We start from the raw sequence: 16718 nt of genomic DNA, 5'->3' as shown, positions 1-16718 counted from the left end.
CTCGACAGCACTGATCAAAAAATGACCGCTTCGCTCATACCCCCGCCTGTACGGCACGCCAGGCGCTTATGCGCAGATTATCCACAGGCAGTTGCACAGCGATTGTGCGTAACTTATCCACCGCTGCGCCGGTGTGCATAACTTATACGGTCAGGAAGAACACCATCAACAAGGGCCCGACCACCGTCAGCAGAAAACCGCTGACCAGGGCCACCGGGAGCAATTGTGGCGGGCACTTCTGCTTGATGATCGGCAAGGTCGAGTCCAGGGATGTGGCACCGCCTGCAGCGATGCATTGCAGCGGACGCCGCGCGCCCAGGCTGTAGAGTAGACCGATGGCGAGGATCTCGCGGAACAGATCGGTCAGCAGGGCCATGGCGCCGAAGGCTTCACCGGCATGGTGGCCCACCAGCACGCCGGACAAGGTGAACCAGCCAAAGCCACTGGACAGCGCCATGGAAATGGCCAGTGGCTGGCCGGTGGCCCACGCCGCGAGCAGGCCGCCCAGCAGCGAGCCGATCACCACCATCGCGGGAATCTTCAGCGTGCGCAGCGAGTACCACGACGGGTCGGGCCGGACTCCGTAGAGGTCCAGCCCAACCAGCACGATCAGTACATAGAGGAAGTAGCTGGTCGAAGGCCAGGCGAAACCCGAGCCGTCGGCCGCGCCCCACAGGTGATACATGCCGACGCCCAGCGCCAGGGCGAGCAGCGCGATCAGACACTCCTTGAGCGGTGGGACAATGCCCGCCAGCCCCTGACGCGCCGACGCTGGGTGGGCCACTGCAGCAGCGGTGCCCCACGACAGCATCAACCAGGGCACGGCGGTGGTGAGCAGGGCGAAGACCAGCGCGGTGAGCGCCGATTCGCGTGCCGAGTTCAAGGCGCCCAAGACATTGCCGAATTCGTAGCCGATCGAAAACAGCAGCAGCCAGATGAATGGGGTGATCAGCTTCACCAGCCGCTTGCGCAGTGCGGGGCTGATGAAAATTGCCAGCAGCCAGCCGCCGGCCAGCGCCAGCAGAATGGGCAGGAGTGAAGCGACGATCGAAAGCATTGTTGCAGGCCTTGTGCAAAATCCATGGAGTGGTGCGGGTGACGAAGGCCGGCATTATTCCAGATGCGCAGCGCGTTCGGCTGGGCTTTTTCCAGGTAACGGCACCTGGGCCATGACCCGGTGCCGCCTGCTGCCATGGGTCAGTCGTCGGCCTGGATACGACCGATCACGGCGCCTGCCTCGAAGTAGTCACCGGCCTGCTGGCCGATGCGTACACGGCCTGCACACGGGGCCAGCACCGAGCTTTCCATCTTCATCGCTTCGACCACTGCCACTACCTGGCCGCTGGACACCGTCGCACCGTCTTCCACTACCCAAGTGTGCAGGTTACCCGCCACCGGGGTGAGCAAGGCCTGGGGATCCACGTCTGCAGCGGCCGTTGCGTGCGGTGGGGCCGCGGCCGGCGCATTCAGGCTCATGCCACGCAACAGCGCGCTTGGCAGGCCGAGGGCGTGGCGCTTGCCATCGATCTCAACGAAGGTGCGCAGAATGTCCGTGTCGGCCACGGGTGCGGCCCGCGGCGCAAGGCTGATGGTCTCGGCGAAGTCGGTTTCGATCCAGCGCGTGTGCACGGCAAAACCGTCGCTGCCGGTGAAGTCCGGGTGATCCATCACGGCGCGGTGGAACGGCAGCACCGAGGCGATCCCCTCGATGCGGAACTCGGCCAGGGCGCGCCGGGCGCGGGCAATCGCCTGCTCACGGGTGGCGCCGGTGACGATCAGCTTGGCCATCATCGAATCGAAGTGGCTGGGCACGCTCGACCCGCTGGTCACACCGCTGTCCAGGCGCACGCCTGGGCCGAACGGTGGCATGAACTCGTCGATCTGGCCGGGAGTGGGCAGAAAGCCCTTGCCCGGATCCTCGGCATTGATGCGAAATTCGAAACTGTGACCGCGCGGCGCCGGGGTTTCATCGAACGACAGCGGCAAGCCGTCGGCGATGCGCAGTTGCTCGATCACCAGGTCCACGCCGGTGGTCTCTTCGGTGACCGGGTGTTCGACCTGCAGGCGCGTGTTGACCTCCAGGAACGACAGGGTGCCATCCTGGCTGAGCAGGAATTCGACCGTGCCGGCGCCGACATAACCGGCCTTGACGCAGATGTCGCGGGCCGATTGATGAATACGCTCGCGCTGCTGTTCGGTGATGAACGGCGCGGGCGCTTCTTCCACCAGCTTCTGGTTGCGGCGCTGCAGGGAGCAGTCGCGCGTGCCCACCACCACCACCTGGCCATGCTTGTCGGCCAGTATCTGCGCTTCGATGTGCCGGGGCCGGTCGAGAAACTGTTCCACGTAGCATTCGCCACGGCCGAAGGCGGCCTCTGCCTCGCGCACCGCCGAGGCGAACAGCTCAGCCACCTCGTCCAGGCGCCAGGCGACCTTCATGCCGCGCCCACCACCCCCGAATGCGGCCTTGATGGCGATGGGCAGACCGTGCTGTTCGGCAAAGGCCAGCACCTCGTCGGCGCTTGCCACCGGCCCCGGCGTACCGGCAACCAGAGGCGCGCCCACGGCCTGGGCGATCTTGCGCGCCTCTACCTTGTCGCCGAGCACGTCGATGGTCTCGGGATTGGGGCCGACCCAGATCAGCCCCGCGTCGATGACCGCGCGGGCGAAATCGGCTCGCTCCGAGAGAAAGCCATAGCCCGGATGTACGGCGTCGGCGCCACTGCGCCGGGCCACCTCCAGGAGTTTCCCGATGTTCAGGTAGGTTTCGGCAGGCCGCTGGCCATCGAGCCCGTAGGCTTCATCGGCGTGGCGAACATGCAGGGCGTCGATATCGGCATCGGCGTACACCGCCACGCATTGCACGCCATGGTCGCGGCAGGCACGGGCGATGCGCACGGCGATCTCGCCGCGGTTGGCAATCAGGAGTTTTTTCATGGAAGTCTTTCCACATCGGCAGAGGAAGAAGGGGCGGGCGCGGTGGGCTGGATTTCTTCGAAGGCGGCCACCGGGTTGAAGCGGATCCGTGCATTGACCGGTATCTGCCCTGCCAGGTCGAGGTGGTAGCTGGCGACCACGGCGATGACCGGGTAGCCGCCGGTCAGCGGGTGGTCGGCCAGGAACAATACGGGCTGGCCGCTGGCCGGCACCTGGATCGCGCCCACGGCGGTGCCTTCGCTGGGCAGCTCCTGGGGGTTGCTGCGCGTAAGCGGCGTTTCACCGGCCAGGCGGATGCCGACGCGGTTGGATTGCGGGGTGACCTGCCAGAGCTGGCTGCTCAAGCGCTCGATGGCGTCGGTGGTGAACCAGTCACTGCGTGGCCCCATCAGCACATCCAGGGTGACGATGTCGGCCGTCTTGGGCAGGGCGAACGCCGGGGCTTCGCTCAGCGACACGCTGGTGCCGCCCTTGGGCGGGGTGAACCCCAACTGGTCTCCCGCAGCCAGGGCGGGCGGGCCGACCTGGGCCAGGGTGTCGGTCGACAGGCTGCCGAGCACCGGCGCCACGTCGAAGCCGCCGCGGATCGCCAGGTAGCTGCGCAGCCCGGCGCTGGGCGTACCCACGGTGACCGTGTCACCCGGTACCAGTTCGAGGGGTCGATAGTTGTCCACAGGCCATTGCAGGCCACTGACGCTGGTCAGGGTAACCGGGGTTTGCGCGCCGGTGACGGCGATCACGGCGTGGCCGTGGCAGACGAAGCGCAGGCCGCCGAGCACGGTTTCCACGCAGGCCATGTCCGAGCGGTTGCCGACGGCGCGGTTGGCGGCCCGCAACGCGCCCAGGTCCAGCGCACCGGAGCGGGACACGCCCTGGCCGGTCTGGCCAATGCGGCCGGTGTCCTGCAGCACACTGTGCAGGCCGGGGCTGAGGATCTGCAGGTACGCGCCGCTCGGTGGCAGGGCCGCAGCGGGCTGGCTGGGCACCGGCAAGCCACCTACAGGCAGCGGCCCGGCATCGATGAAACGTACCTTGTAGCCGGGGCGCAACAGAGCCGGTTCAGTGCGCTCCAGGTCCCACATCTGCAAGGGCGTGACGCCGATGATCTGCCAGCCACCGGGGCTGGCCTTGGGGTAGATACCACTGAATTCGCCGGCCAGCGCCACGGCACCGGCCGGAATGCGCGTGCGCGGCGTCTGCCGGCGCGGCACCTGGAACCCGGCGCCGCCGGTCAGGTAGCCGAAGCCTGGCGCAAAGCCGCAGAACGCCACGCTGTAGTCCTCGGCGGTATGGCGGCGGATCACTTCGTCGCGGCTGATCTGCAGCAGCGCGGCGACCTCGTCGAGGTCTTCGCCGTTGTAGTGCACGGGAATTTCCACCCGGCGCTGCTCGGCGGCCCGGCGTTGGCCCAGGTCCTGACGGGCGACGTGGTCGACCAGCGCCTGGCGGGTGATGGCGCTGGGGCGGAACTGGATCAGCAGCGTCCGCGCGGCCGGGATGATCTCTTCCACCCCCAACAGCGGCTCGGCGCTCAAGGCGTCCAACAGGGCCAGGGTCTGCTCCAGGTCGCTCAGCTCGACCAGCAGGGTGTCCAGGTTGACCGGTAGAAAACGCACGGCAATCTCCTAGACGTGGTACGTGCTGTCAGGCACGTCGGTGATGAACATATGGCCCGGCGAATGGGTGATGGCGAACGGCACGCCCGACGCCATGACCGCCGCCTGGGGCGTGACGCCACAGGCCCAGAACACCGGCACCTCGCCCGGTTCGATGCGCACGGCTTCGCCGAAGTCGGGATGGGCCAGGTCGGCGATGCCCAGCAGCGCTGGATCACCGACGTGCACCGGCGCGCCATGCACCGAGGGATAGCGGGCGGTGATGGTGCAGGCTTCGGCCACCCGGTCGGCGCGGATAGGGCGCATGGACACCACCATGTCACCGCGCAGTCGCCCGGCGGGGCGGCAGGCACGGTTGCTCAGGTACATCGGCACATTGCTGCCGTCGGCGATGTGCCGGACTTCGATACCGGCTTCCTGCAGCGCGGTTTCGAAGGTAAAGCTGCAGCCAATGAGAAAGGTCACCATGTCGTCGTGCTCGGCCCAGGCGGGGCGGGCGTCGCTGATCTCTTCGGCCAACTGGCCGTTGCGCCAGACCCGGTACAGCGGCAGATCGGTGCGCAGGTCGGCGCCTTCTGCCAGTACGGTGTGCGGGCTGCCCGCATCGGTGACGTCGAGGATGGGGCAGGCTTTCGGATTGCGCTGCGCGTACAGCAGGAAGTCATAGGCCCAGTCGCGGGGCAGGGCGATCAGGTTGGCCTGGGTCATGCCCGGCGCGATCCCGGCAGAAGGTGCAACCAGACCACCACGGTAGCCCGCGCGCGCTGCGCGGGCGGCGTCGACAGCGCGCCGGGCGGCGAGCTTCAGGGCGCTCACGGTCGGTCTCCGGCAAACGCTTGCAGGCGCATGTTCGCCTGCTCCATTACCCGGCGCAGCTCACGGGCCATGGCCACGGCGGCCGGGCTGTCGCCGTGCACGCAGATCGAGTCGGCCTGGATGCGCGTGATGCTGCCGTCGATCGCTTCCAGGGTGCCGTCTTCGACCAGGCGCAGCATGCGCTGGGCGATGAGTTGCGGATCGTGCAGCACCGCGCCCGGCTCGCGCCGTGAAACCAGCGTGCCCTCTGGGGTGTAGGCGCGGTCGGCGAAGGCCTCGGCAATGCAGGTCAGGCCTTGCTCACGTGCCAGTTCGATCAGGCTCGAGCCGGCCAGAGCCACCAGCACCAGGCGCGAGTCGACGGCGCGGATCGCGGCGATCACCGCCAGCGCCTGACGGCGGTCGTGGGCGATGGTGTTGTACAAAGCGCCATGGGGCTTCACGTAGCTGACGCGGGTGCCGGCGGCCTGGGCCAGGCCCTGCAGGGCGCCGATCTGGTAGATCACGTCGGCGGTCAGCTCGTCGCTGGCCACATCCATGTTGCGGCGGCCGAAGCCGACCTTGTCCGGGTAGGACACATGGGCGCCAATGCTGACCTGCCGGGCCGCGGCAGCCTTGAGAGTGCGCAGGATGCCGGCCGGATCGCCGGCGTGGAAGCCGCAGGCAACGTTGGCGCTGGTGACGATGTCGAGCATGGCATCGTCGTCGCCCATGCTCCAGGCGCCGAAGCTTTCACCCAGGTCGCTGTTGATATCGATGCTTGGCATTGTAGAGATTCCTTGTAATTGTTCTGGCTCATACGACCTTGAGGAAGGCAAAGATCGGCCCGACCGATTTGATCGCCATGTACCAGGTCAGCAGGCACGTCAGCAGGCCCAGCACCAGCAGCCAGCGAGGGTAATGGTAGCCGCCCATCAGGTCGGACCGGCGCCAGCCCACGTAGATGAAGATGCTCAAACCGATAGGCAGGATCAAGCCATTGAAACCACCCGCAAAGAGCAGCAGCGCGGCAGGCGCCGTGCCCATCAGGACATAGATCAGCAGCGACACGGCAATGAACACGGTGGTGGCACGGTTGCGTGCCTTTTCGCTGATAGTGGGCGAAAAAACAGTGATGAAGGAGATGGAGGTATAGGCCGCACCGATCACACTGGTGATGGCGGCCGCCCAGAGAATCAGTCCGAAGATGCGCAGGCCGAACTCGCCTGCGGTGGCCTGGAAGGCCTGCGCCGCCGGATTTGCGCCCTGACCCGAAATGTCGATGACCACGCCACTGGCTACCACGCCAAGAATGGCGAGGAACAGGATGTAGCGCATGAGGCCGGTGACCAGGATGCCGCTCAAAGCCGCCTTGTTCACCGCCTGTAGATTCTCGATCCCGGTGGTGCCGCGATCGAGCAGGCGATGGGCGCCGGCGTAGGTGATGTAGCCCCCCACCGTGCCACCGACGATGGTGGTGATGATGGCGAAATCCACGGTTTCCGGCAGGATGGTTTGGTACAACGCCTGACCCAGCGGCGGGTTGGAAGCGAAGGCGACGAACAGCGTCATGCCAATCATCACCAGGCCCAGCACCACAATCATTCGGTCCACGGCCAGGCCTGCACGGCGAGACAGGAAAATGCCGATGGCCATCAGCGCACTCAAGGCGCCCCCCCATTTCGGATCCAGCCCCATCAGTGCATTCAGGCCCAGGCCTGCACCGGCGATGTTGCCGACGTTGAACACCACACCGCCGAAGATGACCAGTACGGCCAGCAAGTAGCCGCTGCCTGGAATCGCCTTGTTGGCGATGTCGGCCGCGCGCATGCGCGTCAGCGTGACGATGCGCCAGATGTTCAACTGGACCACGAAGTCGATGAGAATCGACGCCAGGATGCCGAACGCGAACGCCGCGCCCATTTTTGCCGTGAACGTGGCGGTCTGAGTGATGAAGCCCGGGCCGATGGCCGAGGTCGCCATCATGAAGATCGCGGCGATCAGGGAAGAGCGACGCGCCTTGGTGAAATCCTTGGCGGTCTGTGTCGCGGCTGTCTGTGTCACGGCATCGTTCCTGCGATGGGAGATGACAGGGCCAGAGCAATGAACATGCCAGAGCCTGCCAATCCAGCGGAAGGTGTTGATCTGTATGCTTTGGATTGTTCAACAATACGTTTTACAGTAACCCACAATGTGCACCAGTTTGTAACGCTTGCAAGGAGCGCTGTTACTTAATGATGCACAGAAGTGCCATTCGCCTTGCCTGAGATCTGGCAGTGGGTGAACATCGAATCGACTTTTCCGACCCTGGACCGTACATGACCGACCTCTCACTTTCTGCGCCTCGTTCCCTGGGTGAATCCATTACCCAGGAGATTCGCCGGATGCTGGTGGAAGGTGAACTGGTCCCTGGCCAGCGCCTGTCCGAGGCCGCCCTGGCGGAAACCCTGCAGATCTCGCGCAACACCCTGCGCGAGGCCTTCAGAGGCCTGACCCGTGAAGGCTTGCTCAAACACGAGCCAAACCGCGGCGTGACCGTGGCGGTGCCGGACATGGCGTCGATCATCGACATCTACCGGGTACGCCGCTTCATCGAGTGCCAGGCCCTTGCCCAAGGCTATCCGCTGCACCCAGGCACCGTGCGCATGCGCGAAGCGGTTGCCATGGGCAAGCAGGCGGGCGAGGCCAAGGACTGGAAGGCCGTGGGTACGGCCAACATGATGTTCCACCAGGCGGTCGTCGAACTGGCCGACAGCCCGCGCCTGGAGGCGTTCTATGCGCAGATATCGGCGCAATTGCGGCTGGCCTTCGGCTTGCTCGACGATCCGCGGTTCCTGCACATGCCCTACCTGGACATGAACGGTTGCATTCTGCATTGCCTGGAAGAGGGGCGTGCGCAAGAGGCCACGCAGTTGCTCGAGGCCTATCTGGTGCGTTCGGAGCGTACGGTGCTGGCCGCCTGGGAGCGCAGTACCCGGCGCTAGCCCGCCAGGCCGAGCGAAACGCGTCCGGTCGAAATGGCTGCTCGACATGCCTGCATGCGCCGTTGGTCTTGCCGTGAAAACTCCCTTGCCACCTCGCGTTCGAAATGAGCGGGAAGGTGCTTGCCAGGCCGAATCGGGTCGGGGCGGGCGGGTATCGACAAGGAATCAGCAATGAGCGGGATCCTCCAACTTGAAAGTGCGCGACTGATCTTGCGTCAGTGGCGGGACAGCGATCTGCCCGCGTTTGCCGACATGTGCGCCGATCCGCGGGTCATGCGTTATTTTCCCGAAACCTTGGGACGGCTGCAGAGCGCAGCGGTCATCGGTCGTGTGCGCGGTCACTTTGCCGAATTGGGCTATGGCCTGTGGGCGCTGGAGCGCAAGGACAGTGGGCAGTTCATCGGCTTCGCCGGGCTGGGCCAGGTAGGTTTCGATGCGCCTTTTGCCCCGGCTACCGAGGTTGGCTGGCGTCTGGCCTATGAGCATTGGGGGTTGGGTTTCGCCAGTGAAGCGGCCTGGACCTGCCTGGCTTGCGCCTTCGATCGCTTGGGGCTGGATGAGGTGGTGGCGTTCACGGCGGTGGCCAATGTGTCGTCGGAAAAGGTGATGCAATCGATCGGCATGTTGCGCGACCACGAGGGCGACTTCGACCACCCGAACCTGCCCGGGCATGAATTGCAGCGGCACATGCTGTACCGCATCACCCAGGATCAGTGGCAGCACACCCGCTAGCGCTCCCACAGGTGTCCGCAGTACAAGTGTCCGCTATCATTGCGCCCATTTGGTTCTGCCTATGTGGGTGTTGCCTATGCCGAGGAGTTTTGAATGAGCCATGTGTTGGACGATCTGGTCGAGCTGCTGAGCCTGGAACCCATAGAAGAAAACCTGTTCCGCGGCCGCAGCCAGGACCTGGGCTTTCGCCAGCTGTTCGGTGGCCAGGTGCTGGGCCAGTCGTTGTCGGCCGCCAGCCAGACGGTGGAGCCCGATCGCCACGTGCATTCGCTGCATGGCTACTTCCTGCGCCCCGGCGACGCCCAGCTGCCGGTGGTGTACATGGTCGACCGAGTGCGTGACGGCGGCAGTTTCAGCACGCGCCGGGTGACCGCCGTGCAGAAGGGCCAGCCGATCTTTACCGGCACCACCTCGTTCCAGTACGACGAAGAAGGCTTTGCCCACCAGAGTGTGATGCCCGAGGTGGTCGGCCCGGAAAACCTGCCCACCGAGCTTGAGCTGATGCAGCAGGTGGCCCATCTGATCCCTGCGCACATGCGCGACAAACTGCTGTGCGGCAAACCCATCGAGATGCGCCCGGTGGCCGAGCGCGACCCGTACAACCCCACGCCGACCGACCCGATCAAATACATCTGGTTTCGCGCCGACGGCGCACTCGCCCAGACCCCGGCCTTGCACAAGTACGTCATGGCCTATGCCTCGGACTTCAACCTGTTGACCACCTCGCTGCTGCCTCACGGCAAGTCGGTGTGGCACCGTGACATGCAGATCGCCAGCCTCGATCACTCGCTGTGGTTCCACGGCAACCTGGTCGCCGACGACTGGCTGTTGTATGCCCTGGACAGCCCCTGGGCGGGCAACGCACGTGGCTTCGCCCGCGGCAGCGTGTACAACCGCGCCGGCCAGTTGGTGGCCTCGTCGGCCCAGGAAGGTCTGATCCGCCATCGGCAGGACTGGTCATGAGTCTGGCGCGGGTTCGCCATTGGGTGTTCGACCTGGACGGCACGCTGACGGTGGCCGTGCACGACTTCGCCGCCATCCGCCGTCATCTGGAGATTCCGCAGGAGGCCGACATCCTCGACCACCTGGCCACCTTGCCGGCCGAAGAATCACATGCCAAGCATGCCTGGTTGCTGGAACACGAGCGCGCATTGGCCGTAGCGTCGACGGCAGCACCGGGCGCGGTGGAACTGGTCCGCGAACTGGCCGACCGTGGCCATCGCCTGGGCATCCTCACGCGCAACGCGCGCGAACTGGCACACATCAGCCTGCAGGCGATCGGCATCGCCGACTGCTTTCAGGCCGACGATGTGCTGGGCCGCGACGAAGCTGCGCACAAGCCCGACCCGGCCGGGCTATTGCACCTGGCCGACGCCTGGGGGGTACGCCAGCCGGAGATGGTCATGGTGGGGGATCATCGAATGGACCTGCTGGCAGGTCGGGCGGCGGGCACCGCCACGGTGCTGGTCAACCAGCCAGAAAACCTCTGGCCGGAGCTGGCGGACTGGCATGCGCTGGACTGCACACACCTGCGCGAACTGATCTGAACCCGCCACACCTGCTGGGCAGGTGGTGGTGGGCAAACCATTCAGAGGCTCTTGGCCGCAAACGTGTCGCACTGGGCGATCTGGCCCTGGGCGAAGCCGGCCTTGAACCAGCGTACGCGCTGAGCCGAAGTGCCGTGGGTGAACGAATCGGGCACTACCCGCCCTTGGCCCTGCTGCTGCAGACGATCGTCGCCGATGGCATTGGCGGCGTTCAAGGCTTCTTCGATGTCACCCGGCTCCAGCCAGTTCAAGCGCTTCTGCCCATTGAACGCCCAGACCCCGGCGAAGCAATCGGCCTGCAGTTCCTGACGCACCAGCAAGCCATTGGCACCTTCCATGCGCTGGCCACCCTGACGCGCTTTCTGCACCTGATCCGACACACCCAGCAAGGTCTGCACGTGGTGACCCACCTCGTGAGCGATCACGTAGGCCTGGGCGAAATCACCGGCGGCGCCGAAACGCTGGGACATTTCGCGGAAGAACGCCATGTCCAGATACACCTGCTGGTCGGCCGGGCAATAGAACGGTCCGCTGGCTGCCGTCGCGTGGCCACAGGCCGACTGCACCTGGCCGCTGAACAGCACCAGCTTGGGTTCCTTGTAGGTCTGGCCGCCTTGCTGGAAGATCTGCTTCCAGGTGTCCTCGGTATCGCCCAGTACCGTGCTGACGAATTCGGCCTGCTCGTCGTTGGCCGGTGGCGCCTTGCGCTGGCTGGTGTCGACCGGCGCGGCCTGCTGACCCTGGCCGGTCAGTTCACCGAGGATCTGCATGGGGTCCTGCCCGGTCAGCAGGCCGAAGCCGACGATCAGCACCACGGCGGTCAGGCTCAGGCCCTTGCCGCCCATGCGCATTCCGCCGCCGCCACTGCCGCTACCATCACCGCGGGCATCCACGACGTTATCGCTGCGTCGGCCTTTCTTCCATAACATGGCAAATCCTCACTCGATTCATGCATAACCATTCGGGTATGCCTGTGACCGTGTTTTTCAATATTCGTTGTCGGCCATTTCCTTGAGACTAGTACGAAGCCTGAAAACAGGTCCTCTATAAATCGAATAACAGGAGAACGGCATGTCTTCCCAAGACAGCAGTCGCTTCATCATCCGTGATCGCAACTGGCACCCCAAGGCGCTGACGCCGGACTACAAGACCTCGACCATGCGCTCGCCGCGTCAGGCCTTGGTGAGCATTCCGCAGTCGGCCAGTGAAAGCACCGGCCCTAATTTCGCCCACCTCAAGTTCGGCGAGTTCGACAACGACCTGCTGCTCAACTACAACCATGGTGGCTTGCCGATCGGTGAGCGGATCATTCTCGCCGGGCGCGTCTGCGACCAATTCGGCAAACCGATTGCCAATACCCTGGTGGAAATGTGGCAAGCCAACGCCGGTGGCCGCTACCGGCACAAGAACGACCGCTACCTGGCGCCCCTGGACCCCAACTTCGGCGGCGTCGGTCGCACGTTGACCGACAGCGAGGGCTACTACAGTTTCCGTACCATCAAGCCGGGCCCGTACCCATGGCGCAACGGGCCGAACGACTGGCGCCCGGCCCACGTACATTTCTCGGTGAGCGGCCCGTCGATCGCCACCAAGTTGATCACCCAGCTGTATTTCGAAGGCGACCCGTTGATCCCGATGTGCCCCATCGTCAAGTCGATCAACGACCCCGAGGCGGTGCAGAGCCTGATCGCCAGGCTGGACATGGCCAACGCCAATCCCATGGATTGCCTGGCCTACCGTTTCGACATCGTGCTGCGCGGTCAGCGCAAGACTCACTTCGAAAACCGTTGAGGGGAATCGACATGCCTATCGAACTGCTTAAAGAAACCCCGTCACAAACGGCTGGCCCCTACGTTCACATCGGCCTGGCCCTGGCGGCCGCCGGCATCGAGCCGCGCGAGCATGAAATCTGGAACCAGATGGCCAAGCCCGAAGCACCGGGTGAGCACATCTTGCTGTTGGGCAATGTCTACGACGGCAATGGCCATCTGGTGCGCGACTCGTTCCTGGAACTGTGGCAGGCCGATGATCAGGGCCACTACCACATCGATTTCGACCAGGAACAACCCTTCAACAGCTTTGGCCGTACCGCCACCACGTTCGATGCCGGCGAATGGACCGTGCAGACGATCAAGCCGGGCGTGGTGAACAACGCCGCTGGCGTACCGATGGCGCCGCACATCAACATCAGTCTGTTCGCCCGCGGGGTGAACATTCACCTGCACACGCGGCTGTATTTCAGCGACGAGGCGGAAGCCAACGGCAAGGATCCGGTGTTGAATCTGATCGAACAACCCGCGCGTCGGGAAACCCTGATTGCAACGCGCTGCGAGGTGGACGGCAAGCTCGCCTACCGTTTCGATATGCGCATTCAGGGGGAAGGGGAGACAGTGTTTTTCGATTTCTGATCGGATACTGCGGTGCCTTCATTCGCGGGCAGAGCCCGCTCCCACAGGTCTCCCATGTGACCTCTGGGCAATCTGTGGGAGCGGGCTCTGCCCGCGAATGGGAGCACCGCGATTCAAAGCCCTACCTCAATCCCACTTCGGCGCAAAATCCGGGCTCACCAACCGCTGATCCTTGGGCAACGCCGCAATGATCCGGCGATCTTCATCGTCCAACTGCACCTTCAACGCATCCAGGTTGCTTTGCTGGTTGGCCTTGCTGGCCGCTTTCGGGATCGCGGCGACATTGTCCTGATCCAGCAGCCACTTGAGTGCCACCTGAGTCGGTAGCACGCCGTGCTTGCTGGCGATCTGCTGCAGCTCGGGAATCTGCGACACCTGGTTGCGCACCAACGGGCTGTAGGCGGTCAGCGCCATGTCATGTTTGCGGGCGTAGTCGAGCAGGGCGTTCTGGCCCAGGGTCACATGGTATTCAACCTGGATCGCCGCCAACGGGGCGTTCAACTCCTCCATGACATGGCGCAGCAGCGGCAGGGGAAAGTTCGCCACACCGATGTTCAGCGCACGGCCGTCCTGCTTGAACGACACCAGGGTGTCGATGGCCGCTTTCACATCCCAGCCCTCCTGGCCGGGCCAGTGGATCAGGAACAGGTCGATGTAGTCGCTTTGCAGCGCGCTCAGGGTGTTCTGGAACGATTCGCGCATGGCGTCGGGCGCCAGCTTGTCCCACCAGACCTTGCTGGTGACATGAATGTCCCCGCGTGGCACGCCGGACTCGGTCAAGGCACGGCCCACCGCGGCCTCGTTGTTGTAGCCAGCAGCCGTGTCGATATGTCGGTAACCCAGGTCCAGGGCTTGAATCACAGCTGTGGTGCATTCGTCGCCGAGCATTGGCCACGTGCCAAGCCCCAGTTTCGGCATCTTCAGGTGCTGCGCGTTGGTGATGAGTTGCATGTCGGTCTCCTGTTCCGCTGGCGGTCATTCGTGATGGGTGGCCCCGGCCATGTGTCGGGCGGCGATATAGCCGAAGGTGGCGGCAGGGCCCAGGTTGATACCCCCGGCCGGGTAGTGGCCGCCCATGATGCTGGCCATGTCGCTACCCGCGGCGTACAGCCCGGCAATCGGCAGGCCTTGCTTGTCGAGCACCTGCGCCTGTGCGTTGGTCTTGAGCCCGGCGAAGGTGCCGAAGCTGCCCGCTTCAACCTTGACCGCATAGAAAGGCCCCTGTTCGATCGGCGCCACGCACGGGTTGGGCCGGTGCAGCGCATCGCCCTGCTTGCGATGGTAGGCGCTGCCGCCGCGGCCGAACTGCGGGTCTCGGCCTAGGTGCGCGTGCTCGTTGAAGTGGTCTACGGTAGATCGCAGCCCGTTCGGGTCGATGCCGCATAGAGCGGCCAGCGCCTCCAGCGTGTCGCCCACCTTGAGATAGCCGCTGTCGATGTGCGGCTTGAGCGGTAGCGGAAACGGCCGTGAGATGCCCAGCCCGTAGCGGCGCTGGAAGGTGTGACTGCAGATCAGCCATGAGGCAACTTCCTCGCCGGGGGCATGGGCTACCATGGCTTTCACGTAGTCATAGTAGCCGTCGGCTTCGTTGACGAAACGCTTGCCGTTGGCCAGCACGGCAATGATGCCCGGCTTCGCGCGCTCGATGATGTGCGGGAAGTGGCCGATGCTGCCGTCGCGGTAGGGCACTCGAGACACCGGGCACCAGGCTGCGGCCGAGGCCAATCCGGCGGCTACCTCGCCACCGGCGGTCTCGCCCAGGCGCAGGCCATCGCCGTTTACGCCCAGCGGCGGCAGAGCCAGGTGTTCGTGGCCGCTGGGCGTTCGCGGGAACAGTGCCCGGCGTCGGTCGATATCATGAGCGAAGCCACCGGTGGCCAGCATCACGGCCTTGCGCGCCTTGATCACCACTTCGCCCTCGGCAGTCTCGATCACGGCGCCGCAGACGCGTGAGCCTTCCTTCGACAGGCGCCGGACAGGCGCGGACTCCCACAGCAGAACGCCCAGATCATCGGCCGACTTGGCCAGGCGTGCGACCAGTGCCACCCCGTTGCACAGCTGCATGGCGCGGCCGTGCCGGGCCAGGTCCAGCATATGTCGAGCCACGCGCCGGCTCACGTGCAGCAGCGAGCGCCACGAGCGGGTCAGGGTCAGAAAGGCGGTCAGGTCGGCGCCGGCCATGATCGGCATGCCCAGGAAGGAGGTTTCGCGCATCGTTCTGCGCAGTCGCTTGAGCAACGGCTTGTCCAGTTGGCGTGCGTCATAGGGGGCCGCGATCACCGAACGGCCACCGGTGCCGGCCCCCGGTGTATCGCCGTGGATATCGGCGATGGCATTGCCATCGGCGAACTGCAGGCTGGTGTGTTTCTCGAAAAACGCCACCATGTGCGGGGCCGCCTCGAGAAAGGCATCGATGCGTGCCGGATCGAAGTGCTCACCCAACTCATGTTGCAGGTAGGTGCGCGGCAACCCCGGATCTTCGTCAATGCCGGCGCGGCGCGCCAGCGGATTGCGTGGCACCCACATCCAGCCGCCGGACCAGGCGGTTGCGCCGCCAAAGGTGCTGTCCTTTTCGACCACGATCACACGCAGCCCGTGGTAGGCGGCGGTCACTGCGGTGGCCAGACCAGCAGCGCCGGAGCCAATGACCAGCACGTCGCAATCCACGCTCTTCGTTTCGCTGTCAGGCCCCTGCATTGGATGAATCTCCGAGGTATACACGTCCGATGAATTGTAATTTTATGGAACCGAGTTCCACATTCTATGGATTGCCGCCCGAATCGCCAAGTGTAGAATCAGCGGAATTTTTCATCGCGTTCCAACTTCACGAGAGCCTCACCATGGCCGGCAGTCAGATCGAACGGGCGTTCAGCGTGCTTGAAAGCCTTGCCAACGAACCACGCGGCCAAGCCTTGCAAGCCCTTGCCGAACAGCTGGGAATGCCCAAAAGCGCGGCTCACCGCATGCTCACCGAGTTGGCCCGACTGGGCTATGTACGGCAGAGCGCGGAAACCCTGCGCTATCACTTGTCGACCAAGTTGGTGGCGCTGGGTTTTCAATACCTGGCCGGCAGCGGCGCCGATATCGTCCAGCCGATTCTCGATCGCCTGGCCCAGGCAACCGGTGAGCTGGTCCGGCTGGGCGTGGTCGAGGGCGACCGTCAGACGTGGATCGCCAAATCCCAGGGCGCTCGTTCCGGCCTGCGCTACGACCCGGAAATGGGGCGTGATGCGCCTTTGTTCTACACCGCTTCAGGGCATGCCTGGCTGGCTTCGCTCAGTGATGCCAAGGCACTGGCGTTGGTGGAGCAGCAGGGGATTACCGCTGGTGAAGACTTCGGGCCCAATGCGCCGCGGTCCAATGCCGATCTGCTGGAGCGTCTGCGCCTGGCCCGCGAGGCCGGCTATGCCTGGGTCGTCGAGAGTTCGGCATTGGGCACCTCGGCGCTGGCGGCGGTGATACGGCATCCGCGGGACGGCCATGTGGTGGGCGTACTGAGTGTGGCCGGGCCCAGCGCGCGACTGTCCGAGACACGCATGCACGAATTGGCCAATGGGCTGTTGGCTGCGGCACAGGAGCTGTCTCAGGTCAGCCTGGCGTCGGAGCTGTTCAGCTGAGCGCTGGAACCAGCGGTGTGGTCTTGGTCCACCGATTCCTGGCCAATCCGTTATCCTTGACTTGAAATATTTCGGAACTCGG

16 protein-coding genes are annotated in these 16718 nt (G+C 64.7%); 7 read left to right on the top strand and 9 right to left on the bottom strand.

The annotated features are described in order from the left end of the window. Positions 1 to 142 precede the first annotated feature (142 nt). From IFU31_RS08100 to IFU31_RS08075, 6 genes are all read right to left on the bottom strand, one after another. On the bottom strand, positions 143 to 1057 hold the full coding sequence (locus tag IFU31_RS08100; RefSeq protein ID WP_192102680.1) for a lysine exporter LysO family protein: 915 nt from the start codon (positions 1055 to 1057) through the stop codon (positions 143 to 145). A 140-nt stretch (positions 1058 to 1197) separates the two neighbouring features. Next, positions 1198 to 2937: an acetyl/propionyl/methylcrotonyl-CoA carboxylase subunit alpha gene (locus IFU31_RS08095; RefSeq protein WP_122475433.1), complete on the bottom strand. Its 1740-nt coding sequence runs from the start codon at positions 2935 to 2937 to the stop codon at positions 1198 to 1200. Further along, positions 2934 to 4553, bottom strand: a complete 1620-nt coding sequence (locus IFU31_RS08090) for a 5-oxoprolinase/urea amidolyase family protein (protein WP_192102679.1) — start codon at positions 4551 to 4553, stop codon at positions 2934 to 2936. The genes IFU31_RS08095 and IFU31_RS08090 overlap by 4 nt, the downstream gene beginning before the upstream one ends. A gap of 9 nt (positions 4554 to 4562) precedes the next feature. Continuing rightward, positions 4563 to 5360 (bottom strand): putative hydro-lyase, encoded by a 798-nt coding sequence (locus IFU31_RS08085; protein WP_197975864.1) that lies wholly within the window; start codon positions 5358 to 5360, stop codon positions 4563 to 4565. A gap of 5 nt (positions 5361 to 5365) precedes the next feature. Next, the gene (locus IFU31_RS08080) at positions 5366 to 6136 is read right to left on the bottom strand and encodes a LamB/YcsF family protein (protein WP_185795176.1); all 771 of its coding nucleotides are present in this window, start codon (positions 6134 to 6136) and stop codon (positions 5366 to 5368) included. Between the two features lie 28 nt (positions 6137 to 6164). Beyond that, the gene (locus IFU31_RS08075) at positions 6165 to 7412 is read right to left on the bottom strand and encodes an NRAMP family divalent metal transporter (RefSeq protein ID WP_185795177.1); all 1248 of its coding nucleotides are present in this window, start codon (positions 7410 to 7412) and stop codon (positions 6165 to 6167) included. Between the two features lie 254 nt (positions 7413 to 7666). On the opposite strand from IFU31_RS08075, the gene IFU31_RS08070 reads away from it, so the two are divergent. The 4 genes from IFU31_RS08070 (at position 7667) to IFU31_RS08055 (ending at position 10611) form a co-directional block, all read left to right on the top strand. Then, the gene (locus IFU31_RS08070) at positions 7667 to 8332 is read left to right on the top strand and encodes a GntR family transcriptional regulator (RefSeq protein ID WP_122475418.1); all 666 of its coding nucleotides are present in this window, start codon (positions 7667 to 7669) and stop codon (positions 8330 to 8332) included. Positions 8333 to 8503: 171 nt separating this feature from the next. Then, positions 8504 to 9064 carry a GNAT family N-acetyltransferase gene (locus IFU31_RS08065; protein WP_192058497.1) on the top strand — a complete coding sequence of 187 codons (561 nt, stop codon included), beginning with the start codon at positions 8504 to 8506 and terminating at the stop codon, positions 9062 to 9064. 93 nt (positions 9065 to 9157) lie between these two features. Continuing rightward, on the top strand, positions 9158 to 10027 hold the full coding sequence (tesB, locus tag IFU31_RS08060) for an acyl-CoA thioesterase II (protein WP_122475415.1): 870 nt from the start codon (positions 9158 to 9160) through the stop codon (positions 10025 to 10027). Further along, positions 10024 to 10611: an HAD family hydrolase gene (locus IFU31_RS08055; protein WP_192102678.1), complete on the top strand. Its 588-nt coding sequence runs from the start codon at positions 10024 to 10026 to the stop codon at positions 10609 to 10611. The genes tesB and IFU31_RS08055 overlap by 4 nt, the downstream gene beginning before the upstream one ends. A gap of 41 nt (positions 10612 to 10652) precedes the next feature. Here IFU31_RS08055 and ypfJ read toward each other — a convergent pair whose 3' ends face one another. Further along, the gene (gene ypfJ / locus IFU31_RS08050; protein ID WP_192102677.1) at positions 10653 to 11540 is read right to left on the bottom strand and encodes a KPN_02809 family neutral zinc metallopeptidase; all 888 of its coding nucleotides are present in this window, start codon (positions 11538 to 11540) and stop codon (positions 10653 to 10655) included. Positions 11541 to 11682: 142 nt separating this feature from the next. Here ypfJ and pcaH point away from each other — a divergent pair, with 142 nt between their 5' ends. Then, entirely contained in the window at positions 11683 to 12402 is a 720-nt protein-coding gene (pcaH, locus tag IFU31_RS08045; protein ID WP_122475410.1) for a protocatechuate 3,4-dioxygenase subunit beta, read from the top strand. An 11-nt stretch (positions 12403 to 12413) separates the two neighbouring features. Continuing rightward, positions 12414 to 13019 (top strand): protocatechuate 3,4-dioxygenase subunit alpha, encoded by a 606-nt coding sequence (pcaG, locus tag IFU31_RS08040; RefSeq protein ID WP_185795182.1) that lies wholly within the window; start codon positions 12414 to 12416, stop codon positions 13017 to 13019. A 126-nt stretch (positions 13020 to 13145) separates the two neighbouring features. Here pcaG and IFU31_RS08035 read toward each other — a convergent pair whose 3' ends face one another. Together IFU31_RS08035 and IFU31_RS08030 are read right to left on the bottom strand one after the other, a co-directional pair. After that, the gene (locus IFU31_RS08035; RefSeq protein WP_192102676.1) at positions 13146 to 13970 is read right to left on the bottom strand and encodes an aldo/keto reductase; all 825 of its coding nucleotides are present in this window, start codon (positions 13968 to 13970) and stop codon (positions 13146 to 13148) included. Between the two features lie 24 nt (positions 13971 to 13994). Next, positions 13995 to 15716: an FAD-dependent oxidoreductase gene (locus IFU31_RS08030; protein WP_192102675.1), complete on the bottom strand. Its 1722-nt coding sequence runs from the start codon at positions 15714 to 15716 to the stop codon at positions 13995 to 13997. Positions 15717 to 15859: 143 nt separating this feature from the next. On the opposite strand from IFU31_RS08030, the gene IFU31_RS08025 reads away from it, so the two are divergent. Next, positions 15860 to 16636 carry an IclR family transcriptional regulator gene (locus IFU31_RS08025; protein WP_192058504.1) on the top strand — a complete coding sequence of 259 codons (777 nt, stop codon included), beginning with the start codon at positions 15860 to 15862 and terminating at the stop codon, positions 16634 to 16636. Positions 16637 to 16718 lie beyond the last annotated feature (82 nt).

The organism is Pseudomonas sp. CFBP 13602 (assembly GCF_014842725.1).
Classification (GTDB): Bacteria; Pseudomonadota; Gammaproteobacteria; order Pseudomonadales; family Pseudomonadaceae; genus Aquipseudomonas; species Aquipseudomonas baltica.
Note: the sequence above shows the minus strand (reverse complement) of the source record. Positions and strands in the feature narration are given on the sequence as shown.

Excerpts from the sequence above, each read along its gene's own strand:
- IFU31_RS08100 (WP_192102680.1), bottom strand. The coding sequence starts at position 1,057 with ATGCTTTCGATCGTCGCTTCACTCCTGCCCATTCTGCTGGCGCTGGCC.
- IFU31_RS08095 (WP_122475433.1), bottom strand. The coding sequence starts at position 2,937 with ATGAAAAAACTCCTGATTGCCAACCGCGGCGAGATCGCCGTGCGCATC.
- IFU31_RS08080 (WP_185795176.1), bottom strand. The coding sequence starts at position 6,136 with ATGCCAAGCATCGATATCAACAGCGACCTGGGTGAAAGCTTCGGCGCC.
- IFU31_RS08070 (WP_122475418.1), top strand. The coding sequence starts at position 7,667 with ATGACCGACCTCTCACTTTCTGCGCCTCGTTCCCTGGGTGAATCCATT.
- IFU31_RS08065 (WP_192058497.1), top strand. The coding sequence starts at position 8,504 with ATGAGCGGGATCCTCCAACTTGAAAGTGCGCGACTGATCTTGCGTCAG.
- tesB (WP_122475415.1), top strand. The coding sequence starts at position 9,158 with ATGAGCCATGTGTTGGACGATCTGGTCGAGCTGCTGAGCCTGGAACCC.
- IFU31_RS08055 (WP_192102678.1), top strand. The coding sequence starts at position 10,024 with ATGAGTCTGGCGCGGGTTCGCCATTGGGTGTTCGACCTGGACGGCACG.
- ypfJ (WP_192102677.1), bottom strand. The coding sequence starts at position 11,540 with ATGTTATGGAAGAAAGGCCGACGCAGCGATAACGTCGTGGATGCCCGC.
- pcaH (WP_122475410.1), top strand. The coding sequence starts at position 11,683 with ATGTCTTCCCAAGACAGCAGTCGCTTCATCATCCGTGATCGCAACTGG.
- pcaG (WP_185795182.1), top strand. The coding sequence starts at position 12,414 with ATGCCTATCGAACTGCTTAAAGAAACCCCGTCACAAACGGCTGGCCCC.
- IFU31_RS08035 (WP_192102676.1), bottom strand. The coding sequence starts at position 13,970 with ATGCAACTCATCACCAACGCGCAGCACCTGAAGATGCCGAAACTGGGG.
- IFU31_RS08030 (WP_192102675.1), bottom strand. The coding sequence starts at position 15,716 with ATGCAGGGGCCTGACAGCGAAACGAAGAGCGTGGATTGCGACGTGCTG.
- IFU31_RS08025 (WP_192058504.1), top strand. The coding sequence starts at position 15,860 with ATGGCCGGCAGTCAGATCGAACGGGCGTTCAGCGTGCTTGAAAGCCTT.